Below are 13575 nucleotides of genomic sequence, written 5' to 3'. Positions count from 1 at the left end.
CTCAGTCCTCTCTCGTGATCGGGGCAACCGTCGCCCCGCAAAATGCAACTAAGTCGTCGGGGGCAAGCTCAAGTTGATAGCCACGCTTACCGCCTGAGATAAAAATGGTATCCCAAAGGACGCATGTCTCATCGATCAGCGTCCGAAAGCGTTTTTTCATGCCGACTGGACTGCAGCCGCCCCGGACATACCCCGTCGCGGCAAGCAAGTCCTTGACATGCATCATGGTCAGCGACTTTTCACCAGCGGCGCGCGCTGCGGCCTTTAGGTCAAGCTCGTCGGCAACGGGAATACAGCACACAACGTGTTCGTTGGACGGCGTCACGCAAACCAAGGTCTTAAACCCCTGGCCAGGCTCCTCGCCAAGTTGTTCCAAAATTGCGACGCCTAAACCCACCGACTCATCGCCATCGTCTTCATACGTATGGAGAATATAGGAGATGCCGGCGTTTTCCAGCTCGCGCATCGCATTGGTTTTCGGCGTCTTTGCAGCCTTTGCCATGGCATGTCCCTTCCCTCGCATTCGAACGTAACGCCTAAGTATATGTCCAATTTAGCCGCATACGTCATCTCGACACACAGAAGCGCCACCGAATCGAAAGGAATCGGTGGCGCTTCTCGTACGACGGCGTCTCTTTACTGGGCGTCGAGTTGTGCCTGACGCTCGCGGTCGCGCTTGAGCAGCGGTGCCAAGAACTTGCCCGTGTAACTCTGCGAACATGCCGCGACCTGCTCCGGCGTACCCGAGACCACGACGGTTCCGCCGCCATTGCCGCCCTCGGGACCCATATCGATCAGGCGGTCGGCAACCTTGATGACATCAAGGTTGTGTTCAATCACCAGCACCGTGTTGCCCGCATCGACCAAGCGCTGCAGCACATCGAGCAGCTGGCGGACGTCCTCAAAATGAAGGCCGGTCGTCGGCTCGTCCAAAATATAGAACGTCTTGCCCGTCTGGCGTCGATGAAGCTCCTTGGCGAGTTTCACACGCTGCGCCTCGCCGCCCGAAAGCGTCGTGGCAGGCTGCCCCAAACTCACATAGCCCAAGCCAACGTCATACAAAGTCTGAAGCTTGCGCTTAATCTGCGGGATATTCCCAAAGAAGGCCAGCGCCTCGGTGACGCTCATGTCGAGCACGTCCGAGATGGTCTTGCCACGGTAGGTGACCTCGAGTGTCTCGCGGTTGTAGCGTTTACCGCCGCAAACTTCGCAGGGAACGTAGATATCGGGAAGGAAGTGCATCTCGATCTTGATCTGTCCGTCGCCCTTGCACGCCTCACAGCGCCCGCCACTCACATTAAAGGAGAAACGACCCGGCGAGTAGCCGCGCGCCTTCGACTCCGGCGTACTCGCAAACAGCGCGCGAAGATCATCCCACAGGCCAATATAGGTAGCAGGGTTGGAACGCGGTGTGCGGCCAATCGGCGACTGGTCGATATCGATAACCTTATCGATACACTCGATGCCCTCGATTTTCTTATACGGACCCACAGGGCGCGTCGAACGGTGAATAGCATTCGTAAGGGCAGGCGCAATGGTGTCGGTAACCAGGGAGCTCTTGCCCGATCCCGACACGCCGGTAACAACCGTAAGCGTACCAAACTCGATCTTGGCAGTAACGTTTTTGAGGTTGTTAGCTCGAGCGCCCGTAATTTTAAGGCAGCCGCGACCGGGCTTGCGCCGTTCATCAGGCACCCGGATCATTCGTTTGCCGGTCAGATAAGCGCCCGTCATCGACTCAGGACACGCCATGATATCGGCAGGCGTTCCCGCCGCGACTACGTGTCCGCCGTTGACGCCGGCGCCGGGCCCCATGTCGATCACGTAGTCGGCGGCACGGATCGTGTCCTCGTCGTGTTCGACGACGATGACGGTATTGCCGATATCGCGCAGACGCTCAAGGGTCTTGATCAGGCGCTCGTTATCGCGCTGATGAAGGCCGATCGATGGCTCGTCTAGAATATAGAGCACGCCCATGAGACCCGCGCCGATCTGCGTTGCCAGGCGAATACGCTGCGCCTCGCCACCAGAAAGCGTCGCCGAGGCACGATCGAGCGTCAGATAGTCGAGTCCAACATCGACCAGAAAACGCAAGCGCTCCAGGATTTCCTTGACGATGCGCCCGCCGATAAACTGTTGGCGCTCGGTGAGCTCCAGGCCCTCAAAAAACTCGAGCGACTCACGGCACGACAGGCAACAAACCTCGTAAATGGACTTGCCGCCCACGGTGACGGCGAGCATCTCAGGGCGCAAACGAGCGCCGTGGCAGCTCGAGCACGGTTCCTCGCGAATGTACTTCTCCAAGCGCGCCTTGGTGTTCTCGTTCGTCGTCTCGGTATAGCGTTCGTACAGGATGTTGCGAACGCCCGAAAACTTGGTATCCCACTGGCTACGACGTCCGTCGAGCTTTTGGTAGTCAACCGAGATCTTCGTATCGCCCAGGCCATCCAAGAATGCACGACGCACGCGAGGGGGCAAGTCCTCCCACGGCGTATCGGCGCTTACCTTAAAGTGTTTACAGACCGCAGCAAAAATCTGCGGGTAGTAGTTCGAATTGCCAAACAGGCTACCAAAGACTCCGTCGGCAATGGACTTCGAGGGGTCCTCGATCAGCGCCTCGGCATCAACGGTTTTCTTAAAGCCCAGGCCGTCGCACTCAGGACATGCGCCATAGGGAGCGTTAAACGAAAAATCACGCGGCTGAAGATCGTCGATGGAGTGTCCATGCTCCGGGCACGCCAAGGCCAACGAATACTCCAGCAGCTCGCCCTCGGTCCCCTCGGGAGCATCACGATCGGGCAGCATGTACACATTTACATTGCCGTGAGCCAGCGCGGTCGCCTGCTCAACAGACTCGGCGATACGGCCCAGAGAGTTCTCACGGATCACGATGCGATCGACCACGACCTCGATATCGTGCTTGAACTTCTTGTCCAGATCGATTGGATCGTCGAGCGAGCGCACTTCACCGTCAACACGCACGCGGCTAAAGCCCTCGGCGCGAAGGTCCTCAAACAGTTTGGTGTACTCGCCTTTTCGCCCGCGCACCACCGGTGCCAGCACAAACGCGCGGCGACCCTCCCCCGCCGCCAAGACCTTGTCGGCAACCTGGTCGGTCGTCTGGCGCTCAATGACGCGGCCGCATTCGGGACAGTGCGGGGTGCCCACACGGGCGAACAGCAGGCGCAGATAGTCATAAATCTCGGTTACGGTGCCAACCGTCGAGCGAGGGTTTTTAGACGTCGTCTTTTGGTCGATCGACACCGCCGGCGAAAGGCCGTCGATTGAATCCAAGTCGGGTTTGTCCATCTGGCCCAAGAACTGGCGCGCATAGCTCGAAAGGCTCTCGACGTATCGACGCTGGCCCTCGGCATAGATAGTGTCAAATGCCAGCGAGCTCTTGCCCGAGCCAGAAAGACCGGTAATGACCACGAGTTGGTCACGCGGAATGGAAACATCGATATCACGGAGGTTGTGCTCACGAGCGCCGCGAATAACGATAGAAGAATCAGACATGGAAGCTCCTTGCCTCCTATTGCATCGAATCATACTGCCGATGAGTTTAGCGCACTCGACGCGCACAGATGTTCGTAATACAAGATTCGCAGACCTTTAGCTTTGCGTATCGGGCGCTTTGTTTCTCGAAATGCCGTGGAAAGGTTACAGTAATCTAATACTGAGCTTAATTTGCTGTAACAGAGGAACGTCCATGACCGAAGATATCCCCCTTGAAATCACTTCGAGCGACATGGCCAATCTGCCCATATTCATCGCCGTCCTTATCGTGGCCACCGTCGTCGTGCGCGTGTATTTTTCAATCAAACACAATGAAAAGCCGCCCATTGCCCGCGTCTTTTGGTGCGCGACGCTCCTCATCCCGCTCGGCATGGTAGCTGCATGGATTACGAATCAATTGCTCGTAAATGAGGACAGTTCCCTATGGGCCCTTTCTTATTCGGCGCTCGGTGCTGCCGCCGTCATACTTCTTGTCGAGCCCTTGGTTTCGGGACTTATCGACCAAACCGATCTTGCAACGGGAACGGTTGCCTGTATTTGCCGTGACATCCTTGTCATCGCCGCTGTTTCAGCGCTCTCGTTCGTTTCACTCGAAATTGCCTGCAACGAAACGTTCTATCGCATTCCCGCCAACTCATTCGGGTTTTCCGTTGGGCTGCTCGCGACGGTTCTGCTCTCCCTTTATTTGCTGGGACAGCGTCATGGAGGCGTCATGGCCCTCGTGCCCGTCGTCTGTTGCATCCTTGGCATTGCCGAGCACTTCGTCATAACGTTTAAAGGCGAGGCCATCCTGCCAAGCGATATCTTGGCCCTTGGCACCGCAATGGAAGTGAGCGAGGGATACGAGTTTACCTTTACCGCCGGAATCGTAACCTCTCTAGCCCTGTTAGAGATTTCCCTGGGGCTTCTTTCGCTTATCCGACCGAGAAAGCTCCGTACGCCCACCCATGTCTTCCCCGCAATCGCCGCTAACCTCTGCGCTTTTCTGCTAGTGACCGTTGTGGGGCTCTCGGGCTTTTCCAGCATCGACTTGGAGCAGGCGCTGAATTTTGGATTTGACCGTTGGCAGCCCATCACCACGTATGCGTCTCAGGGTTTTATCACTTCGTTCACCGAAATGGTCAACGAGTTGCCCATTGAGAAGCCCGAAGACTATACGCCCGATGAGGCGCAGAGCATCGAGCAGGAGCTCGCCGCCACCTACGACAGCACGTATGGCTCGAGCGAGCAGCGCGCGGCGGCCGTTGCCCAGTTCAATGAAATCAAGCCGACGATTGTTGCCGTCATGAACGAGAGTTTTAGCGACCTTTCGTGCTTTGAGCAGCTCCAGGCGGCCGGGTACACCGGCCCCGCATTCTACAACTCGCTTCCCGACACGCTTGTTCGCGGCACCATGTTCGCTTCGGTCGCCGGTGGCGGAACGGCGAACTCCGAATTCGAATTTTTGACCGGAGCGACAACGGCCTTTGTCGGATTAGGCAAAATCCCCTATCAGCTGTATCAGATGAATGACGTCAACAGCCTGGCAAAGGACCTTAAAGAGCTTGGGTATACCGCTACCGCTATGCACCCGCAAAACCCCGTCAACTACCATCGAGATAAAATCTATCAGCAGCTGGGCTTTGGAGACTTTCTTTCAATCGGCGATTTCGAAGGTGCGCCCTGCTACCATGCCGGCGTATGCGACTACGCCACCTACGACAAGATACTCGACCTGCTTAGAACCGACGAAGCCCCGCAGTTCATCTTTGACGTCACGATGCAAAATCACGGCGGCTACGACTATGGCACCGTTCCCGCCGAAGAGCTGACAAACTATTGGGTCGAGGGAGCCAGCGAGGGCGCCAATAGCGCGCTCAACACCTATCTTACCTGCATCAACGCATCCGACCGGGACCTCGAGTACTTTATCAACGAGCTCCGCAATATCGGCAGACCGGTTGTTCTTGTCTTTTTTGGCGACCATCAGCCGAGCGCCGCAGCGACTCTCAACGACGAGCTGTACCCTCAGGAAGATACGGCAAGCCACGCTTTCCGTATCTATCAGTCGACCTATTTCGTCTGGGCTAACTATGAAATCGCCGGCAATACCGAGCTCAACGTCTACGACACCGTCGGGGCAAACGAGATTGCAGCCATTACCCTTAATAAGATCGGCGCCCCGCTCACCGACTATCAAAAGGCTCTGCTTGCAACAAGGTCAGATGTGCCCACCATCAATGTCGCCGGCTATCTTGGTGCCGACGGGCTGCGCTACGATTTGGAATCTGAAGACAGCCCATACGCCTCGACGATCGACAAGCTGCAGCGCATGCAATACCTCGAGTTCGCCAGCAAAGTTCAGTAAGCCCGCTCATTCGCTTGGGCCCATCGCATTGCAAGCACGCTCGGCCCAAATGCATCACAAATGACTCCCGCTCGCAAACGAGGGTACAATGACGCTCGTGTCACATCACGGGGCCCCGGCCCCAACATATACAAAGGAGTCATACATGGGTTGCGAGCACGCACAGGCCGCCGGCGGACAAACGTCGCCGTCGCAATTTGAGGAGAACACGCTGTCCGAGGTCAAACGCGTCATCGCCGTGCTTTCCGGCAAGGGCGGTGTCGGCAAGTCGTTTGTCACCGGTGCCATCGCCACCGAGCTCGCCCGTCACGGCCACAAGGTCGGCGTCCTCGATGCCGACATCACCGGTCCCTCTATCCCCAAGATGTTCGGTATGAGCGGACGCCACGTCCATGCCCTTGGCAACCTTATGCTGCCCGAAATCTCCGAGCACGGCGTTAAGGTCATGAGCTCCAACCTGCTGCTCCAAAACGAGACCGACCCCGTCCTTTGGCGCGGTCCGGTCATCGCAGGCGCCATTAGGCAGTTCTGGAGCGAGACCTCGTGGGGCCCCATCGACTACCTGCTGGTCGACATGCCTCCGGGAACAGGCGACGTCGCGCTCACCGTCTTCCAGTCGCTGCCCGTCGACGGCATCGTCATCGTCACGAGCCCGCAGGATCTGGTCTCGATGATCGTCGCCAAGGCGGTCAACATGGCCGAGAAGATGAACGTCCCCATTCTGGGCATTGTCGAGAACATGAGCTATATTGAGTGCCCCGACTGCGGCAAGAAGATCGAGGTCTTTGGCAAGAGCAAGCTTCCCGAGGTCGCAGAGCGCTATAACCTCGACATCTTGGGCACGATTCCCATTAATCCGGCACTCGCCGAGGCCTGCGATAAGGGCGAGGTCGAGACCGCGTTGCCCGACGGCATGTTGCCCCAGGCCGTCTCTGCCGTCGAGGCCATTGCCCCGCACGAGACCGACGAGGCCTAAGTGAACACGAGCGCCTTCTATGACGTCCTGGTAATCGGCGGCGGGGCTTCAGGCCTCGCCGCCGCCATTACGGCCGCACGCGCGGGTAAAAGCGTCTGCATCGTTGAGCGCGATGTCGCCTGCGGCCTTAAGCTGCTTGCGACCGGCAACGGTCGCTGCAACCTCTCCAACGAATCGATTGATCCTCAGCGGTATAACCACCCCGCATTCGTCGAATCCGTCATGGGCCCCCAGCCCGAGCAAGAGCTTATGGGTTTCTTCTCCTCGCTGGGCATCATGACAACCTCCGAGGAAGGCCGGCTGTACCCGCGCTCCCTTCGCGCCGAATCGGTACGCGACGCGCTTCTCAACGTTTGCGACCGCCTGGGTATCACCTTAATCTGCGGGGCCAACGTTGCCTCGGCGCACAAAGCTTCCGAAGGCTGGGCACTCCAAATAAACCGTCCAGCGCGGGCGCTCAAGGCAAAAAAGCACGACGACCGAAAATCGGAGCTCCGCTCGCTTCGGAAAGCACTCGCCGATGTCCCTCGCAAGAACGAGGCCCTGGAGGCACATGCCGTAATTATCGCCACGGGTGGCAACCCCACCGGTATCGCCGATACGTTTAGCCTCCCCCTCACTTCGCTGCGCCCCATCCTCTGCCCCGTATCGGCAACGGTCGTCGGCGATCGGGCGGCACTCAAGACGTTGGATGGTCTGCGCGTCCGCGCCCGCTTGACGCTCACCCGTAACCATAGTGAGCTCTGGCACGAAGACGGTGAAGTACTGTTTCGAACCTTCGGTATCTCGGGCGTCGCTGTCTTCAACCTCTCCCGTCGTATCCAGCGCGGCGATACGATCCTGCTCGACGTTTTCCCCGACCTCTCTAAAGACGAGTTGCTCGATATGCTTAACCGGCGCGTTGAGCTGCTCGGCGGCTTTTCGCCCCGCGATCCCCGTTGGCTCGACGGCATGCTCGCCCCGCAACTCTCCCGCGTCGTCTGCACAGCGTTCGAGCAGTGCCATCCAGGCTCCAACGATGTCGTCCACCTGGTCTCGATCCTCAAGCACTTTAAGTTGCTCGTCGAGGGAACAGCCGAGGAGCGCTCGGCGCAGGTCACGCGTGGTGGCGTATCTGTCGAGAGCATCTCAACACCCAGTCTACACGCGTGCAGCGTTGTCGACGCCCCGCTTTACGTCTGCGGCGAAGCGCTCGACATCGACGCCGATTGCGGAGGCTTTAACCTTGCGTGGGCCTGGATCTCGGGCATTCGCGCTGCAAGCAGCCTGTAGCCGCACAGTCTATAATCAAAAACGCATTCGGGCCGTCTGGGATACCGGACGGCCTCTTTCTTGCCTCTAAGGAGACCTCGATGATCGAAATCACCCAAGTCAACGCGTCACTCGATGAAGCCGGCGATGAAAATGCCTGCCTCATTGTTGGCAAGCGATTCGCCAAGCGCGTCCTGCGTTGCAAGGACTCCGAGATCAAGTCCATCGAGCTCCACCGCAAGTCAATCGACGCTCGCAAAAAACGAGACGTCCATTTTATCCTGAGCTTTCGTGTTGAGCTGACTAGTCCCCACCTCGAGCGAGAAGCGGTCGACAGCGTTGCCGAGCGTGACCGCTCGCGCGTACGCGCGATAGAAGACGATGAGCCTTCATTCCCCTCCCCCGTTTCCGGCGCACCCAAAGAGCGCCCCGTCGTCGTCGGTGCCGGATGTGCCGGCCTTTTCGCCGCACTCACCCTTGCCGAAGCAGGTCTGAAGCCCTTGCTCATCGAGCGCGGCGACCCGGCATTTCGCCGCTCGCAGGCGATCGACCTCTTTCTAAAGGAGCGCATCCTCGACCCCGAGAGCAATATTCAGTTTGGCCTGGGCGGCGCGGGGACCTTCTCGGACGGCAAGCTCAATACAGGAACCAAAAATCCCGCCCATCGCCTTATCCTCGAAACCTTCGTCGAGGCAGGTGCGCCCCGCGATATTCTGTGGGATGCCAAGCCGCACATTGGCTCCGACATCCTTCCCACGGTTGTTACCGCTATATCCCAGCGCATCGAGCAACTCGGAGGTGTCGTCCGTTATCGAACAAAACTCGTCGACATTCGCATCGACGCGTCTGGCGCCATCACCGGTATTGATGTCCAATCATCCCAAGACGCCGCTTACGAGCCAATTGAGACAAAGCACCTCATCCTCGCCTGCGGGCATTCTGCTCGCGATATTTTTGAACTCCTTAAGGACCACGACGTGGCCCTCGCACAAAAGACCTTTGCCATGGGCGTTCGCATCGAGCATCCGCAGCGCGACATCGACCGAGCCCAATATGGAGCCTCGGCGGGACATCCTGCCCTCGGAGCAGCCCCCTACAAACTCGTCGCCCATCTTCCCAACGGCCGCAGTGTGTTCTCGTTTTGCATGTGCCCCGGCGGGCAGGTTGTCGCCGCCTCTTCCGAGCAGGGCCACCTGTGCGTCAACGGCGCCAGCCTCAATGCCCGCGACGGCCGTAACGCAAATGCCGCCCTGCTCGTTAACGTCACGCCCGAGGACCTTCCCGACGATGACCCGCTCGCCGGCATCGAGCTCCAGCGCGCCTGCGAGGCGGCCGCCTATCGCCTGGGCGGTTCCAACTGGAACGCACCGGCACAACTCGTCGGAGATTTCCTCGCAGGACGCGCCAGCAAGGCGCCCGGAAAGGTAAAGCCCACCTATCCGCTCGGTGTGACCTGGACGGCAATTGACGAAGCCCTGCCGCAGCATATCGTCGAGTCGCTCCGCCTGGGACTTCCCCTACTCGGAAAAAAGCTACGGGGCTACGACCGCCCCGATGCCGTTCTTACCGGCGTGGAGACTCGTTCGAGCTCACCGGTCACTGTCACCCGAGACCGAACGTGCCATGCCGTGTCGACCCCGGGCCTCTACCCTTGTGGTGAGGGAGCTGGATATGCTGGAGGCATCATGAGCGCGGCCACCGACGGTATCCGTTGTGCCGAAGCCCTGATCGCAGACCTCTAGCGAACGAATTCCAGCGCGCAAAAGACACAGGCCCCGAGCTCCCTATGGAGCTCGGGGCCTGTTCGCTATTTCTTAAACCGTGCACCCTGGCGTTTTCTACCCGATGCGAACGTGGAACCCTTGCGGGCCTGCGAACGCAAACGCTCGATCGTCTCGTCCTCAGACGCACCCTCGAGCATCGCCCGAATCTGAACGACAGCATCACGCAGGCGCGCCGCCTCCTCAAAGTCCATGGCGGCAGAAGCGTTACGCATATCCTCTTCCATGGTTTCGACGATCCGCACAAGCTCGTCATGCGGTAGTTCTTCCAACTGTTCCGCAAGTGTCTGCTCGGGCGCCACCGTTTCCGGCACACCGCCCTCGCCCGACTCATCGGGCGTATAGAATGCGCCATGGCCAAGAGAGTCGCCCTTCGAGCGTCCCTTGGAGCCCACAGTTTTTTCGGCCTCGGCAATAAAACTTGAGATGTCGTTGATGGCCTTGCGCACTGTCTTGGGCACAATGCCATGTTCTTCGTTATATGCCATCTGAATCTCGCGACGACGCTGCGTCTCCTCGATGGCCGCTTTCATCGAATCGGTCACAACGTCTGCATACATGATGACTTCGCCATCGGCGTTACGGGCCGCACGGCCAATCGTCTGAATCAGCGAACGACGGTTGCGCAAGAAGCCTTCCTTATCGGCATCGAGAATTGCCACCAGTGAGACCTCGGGAAGATCCAAGCCCTCGCGAAGCAGGTTGATGCCAACGAGAACATCGATCTTGCCCTCGCGCAGCGTTCGCAGGATCTCGACACGGTCCATTGTCGCCGTATCAGAGTGCATGTAATTGACCTTAATGCCCGCATCAAGTAGATGGTCGGTCAGGTCCTCGGCCATGCGCTTGGTCAACGTGGTCACCAGCACGCGCTCCTTGCGGGCAACACGCTCGCGAATCTCATCCTCAAGATCGTCAATCTGACCGCGAACGGGACGCACGTCGATCTTGGGATCGAGCAGGCCGGTCGGACGAATAATCTGCTCCACGTCGTTTTGGCTCACCCGCAGCTCGTAGTCGCCCGGCGTTGCCGAAACATAGATGAACTGGGGGATTCTCGCCTCAAACTCATCGAAACGAAGCGGGCGATTGTCGAGCGCCGAGGGCAGGCGAAAGCCGTGCTCCACCAGGGTCACTTTACGCGAACGGTCGCCTTCATGCATGCCACGAATTTGCGGCACCGTCACATGGCTCTCGTCTATGATGCAGAGCATGTCCTTGGGAAAGTAATCGATTAGGGTAAACGGCGGTTCACCCGGCTTACGCCCGTCCAAATGGCGAGAGTAGTTCTCGATGCCGTTGCAAAAGCCCATGGTCTCGAGCATCTCGAGGTCATAATCGGTCCGTTGCTGTAGACGTTGCGCCTCGAGCAACTTATTGGTTGCCTTAAGCTCCGCGACGCGTTTTTCGCATTCTTCACTGATTGACTTCAAGGCCGCCTTGACCTTGGGCTTCTCGGTCACATAGTGCGATGCCGGCCACACGGGAATAGCCTCATACTCACGAAGCATCTCACCGGTAACCTCATCGATTTCGGCGATAAGCTCGACCTCATCGCCAAAGAACTCAAATCGCAACGGATGCTCGGCATAGGGCGGATACACATCGACAACATCACCGCGCACGCGGAAGGTGCCACGCGCCAAGTCATAGTCGTTCCGGTCGTACTGAATGTCGATGAGCGCATGGATAAAGTCATCGCGCTCGAGCGGTACTTTCTTGTCGACATTCGGCGCCAGCCCCGCATAGTCCTCAGGAGAGCCGATGCCATAGATGCAGGACACCGAAGCAACGACGATCACATCGCGTCGAGAAAGCAACGAGGCGGTCGCCTGATGTCGAAGCATCTCGACTTCTTCGTTAATCGAAGCATCCTTCTCGATATACGTATCGCTTTGCGGCACATACGCTTCGGGTTGATAGTAATCGTAGTACGAGACGAAGTAGACCACGGCGTTGTTGGGAAAGAATTCTTTGAGCTCGCTCGCAAGCTGGGCGGCGAGGGTTTTGTTGGGGGCCATGACCAGCGTTGGCTTACCGAGAGCTTCGATGGTCTTGGCCATGGTAAAGGTCTTGCCCGAGCCGGTCACGCCAAGCAAAACCTGATAGCGGTCTCCGTCCCTCACACCCTGCACAAGCGACTCAATGGCCTTAGGCTGTGAACCTGCAGGCTCATAGGGAGACACGACCTCAAACGGTACCTCGGAGCCCTCAACGCCAAAACGTTTGAGCTCTCCGCCAACACGCTCAACTTCAAAATCCGCCATGGATACTCCTAACTCATACATCTGCAGTATACGCAGGCGGCAGGCATAGTCCTATACGAACCGGTCGGGATAGAGGGTCTTATAGCGAACCCAGGCATTATTGACACGAATCAAATAGGCTTGCGTCTCGGGAAAGGCAATCGCGTTATGGAACGATGTGTTTTGCTGCGCCCACCCATCGACATTGCCCATTCCGGCATTGTAAGCAGCAATAGCGCTATCCGTCGACCCATTGAAATACGTCAACAGGTATGAGAGGTACGCGCACCCAAATTCGATATTCGAAGCGGGGTCATTCAGGTCATCGGCTGAATACTCGTCCCCGTCGACAAGGCCCTTAGCGATCATATCCTGAGCGGTTTCGGGCATAAGTTGCATGAGACCTTGGGCGCCCTGATTTGATTCCGCCTCGGGATCCCAGTTTGATTCCGACTTGATGACGGCACACACCAGATACGGATCGAGATTATGCGAAATACTGGACTGCTTTACATACGCCTCATAGTCAATCGGATAGAACGGTTTAAAGAAAGCGGCGGGAGCACACGAGTAAACGAGCGAGATAAGGCCAAAGACGAAAACGACAACCAGCGGCACAAGGCGATACCACGTAAAGAAACGCGTCTTAGGCATCTGTCGTCTCCTTATCCATAGCATCCATAAGGCCATGGCGAGCAAGCCACGCGTCCAGTTGTTCAAAGAGCGATCTGTCGCCCGCTGCGTTATCAATCACGGTCGTGGCGAGACTGCAAAGCGAAGACTCATCGGGTTGGCAAGCACAGCGAGCATCAAAATCGGATGGCTCCATACCACGGTGAATAGCGCGTTCGCGACGGACCGCTAAAGGAGCGCTAACAACCATAATTTCATCCGCAAGGCCAAAGGCGTCCTCAAAGCCAGTCGGAGCAGATACTTCGACCGCCGCAAAGGGATAGCGGGGGGACGAAACCGTACAGCAAGCAGGATCGAGAATCCTCAGCGAAAGCTGCTCAATGAGAGCGGGGTGAACAATACTATTGAGCCTTGCAACCGTATCGGGAGAAACAAAAGCTCGAGAAGCGAGAACGTTACGTCGAACACCGCCATCCTCGTCCAAAATATCCCAGCCAAACTCTTCAGCAAGAGCATTGACGATATCCGACCCCGGTACGTACAGCGATTTGGCAAGAACATCTAAATCGATAAGCAGGGCTCCGCGAGATTCCAGAAAGCGGCAGGCAGTCGATTTACCCGAAGCAATATTGCCCAAAACGAAAACGGTAAACATCAAGCCCTCCCTAACGTCAATGCGAGTAATTATCGCGCAAATACAAAGCGACGGTTCAAAAAAAGCCAAACAGTAAGAGAGTCAAAGGAAGAGTCCGTTCACAAGGCACAGCCTGTATATAGCGCAAAAAAGGGGGAGGCCGCGAGGCCTCCCCCTTCTCAGGTCCTTCG

Annotated in this window: 9 protein-coding genes; 4 read left to right on the top strand and 5 right to left on the bottom strand. The window is 57.6% G+C overall.

What is annotated here, in order from left to right; all coding sequences use genetic code 11:
• Position 1: 1 nt before the first annotated feature.
• The gene (ybaK, locus tag ACQRAP_RS02610; protein WP_427718664.1) at positions 2 to 502 is read right to left on the bottom strand and encodes a Cys-tRNA(Pro) deacylase; all 501 of its coding nucleotides are present in this window, start codon (positions 500 to 502) and stop codon (positions 2 to 4) included.
• Positions 503 to 636: 134 nt separating this feature from the next.
• Entirely contained in the window at positions 637 to 3516 is a 2880-nt protein-coding gene (gene uvrA, locus ACQRAP_RS02605; RefSeq protein ID WP_427728763.1) for an excinuclease ABC subunit UvrA, read from the bottom strand.
• 193 nt (positions 3517 to 3709) lie between these two features.
• On the opposite strand from uvrA, the gene ACQRAP_RS02600 reads away from it, so the two are divergent.
• The 4 genes from ACQRAP_RS02600 (at position 3710) to ACQRAP_RS02585 (ending at position 9832) form a co-directional block, all read left to right on the top strand.
• Complete coding sequence (locus tag ACQRAP_RS02600; protein ID WP_427794830.1) at positions 3710 to 5863, top strand: LTA synthase family protein; 2154 nt, start codon at positions 3710 to 3712, stop codon at positions 5861 to 5863.
• Positions 5864 to 6008: 145 nt separating this feature from the next.
• Complete coding sequence (locus tag ACQRAP_RS02595; RefSeq protein WP_427794829.1) at positions 6009 to 6839, top strand: Mrp/NBP35 family ATP-binding protein; 831 nt, start codon at positions 6009 to 6011, stop codon at positions 6837 to 6839.
• Positions 6840 to 8111 carry an NAD(P)/FAD-dependent oxidoreductase gene (locus ACQRAP_RS02590; protein WP_427748188.1) on the top strand — a complete coding sequence of 424 codons (1272 nt, stop codon included), beginning with the start codon at positions 6840 to 6842 and terminating at the stop codon, positions 8109 to 8111.
• Between the two features lie 80 nt (positions 8112 to 8191).
• On the top strand, positions 8192 to 9832 hold the full coding sequence (locus ACQRAP_RS02585; protein WP_427748190.1) for an NAD(P)/FAD-dependent oxidoreductase: 1641 nt from the start codon (positions 8192 to 8194) through the stop codon (positions 9830 to 9832).
• Between the two features lie 65 nt (positions 9833 to 9897).
• Here the strand turns inward: ACQRAP_RS02585 and uvrB are convergent, their stop codons facing one another.
• The 3 genes from uvrB to coaE are packed head-to-tail and all read right to left on the bottom strand — an operon-like array spanning position 9898 to position 13405.
• The gene (gene uvrB / locus ACQRAP_RS02580; protein WP_427748191.1) at positions 9898 to 12138 is read right to left on the bottom strand and encodes an excinuclease ABC subunit UvrB; all 2241 of its coding nucleotides are present in this window, start codon (positions 12136 to 12138) and stop codon (positions 9898 to 9900) included.
• Positions 12139 to 12189: 51 nt separating this feature from the next.
• A complete protein-coding gene (locus ACQRAP_RS02575; RefSeq protein WP_427794370.1) occupies positions 12190 to 12771 on the bottom strand; it encodes a lytic transglycosylase domain-containing protein in 582 nt (193 codons plus the stop codon).
• Positions 12764 to 13405, bottom strand: coding sequence for a dephospho-CoA kinase (gene coaE, locus ACQRAP_RS02570; protein ID WP_427794369.1), 642 nt, complete (start codon positions 13403 to 13405; stop codon positions 12764 to 12766). Before coaE ends, ACQRAP_RS02575 begins: the two co-directional genes overlap by 8 nt.
• Positions 13406 to 13575 lie beyond the last annotated feature (170 nt).

This window comes from Collinsella sp. SGI.180, assembly GCF_050313455.1.
Lineage (GTDB): Bacteria > Actinomycetota > Coriobacteriia > Coriobacteriales > Coriobacteriaceae > Collinsella.
The sequence above is the reverse complement of the archived record's forward strand: the minus strand, read 5'-3'. Positions and strand labels throughout refer to the sequence as shown.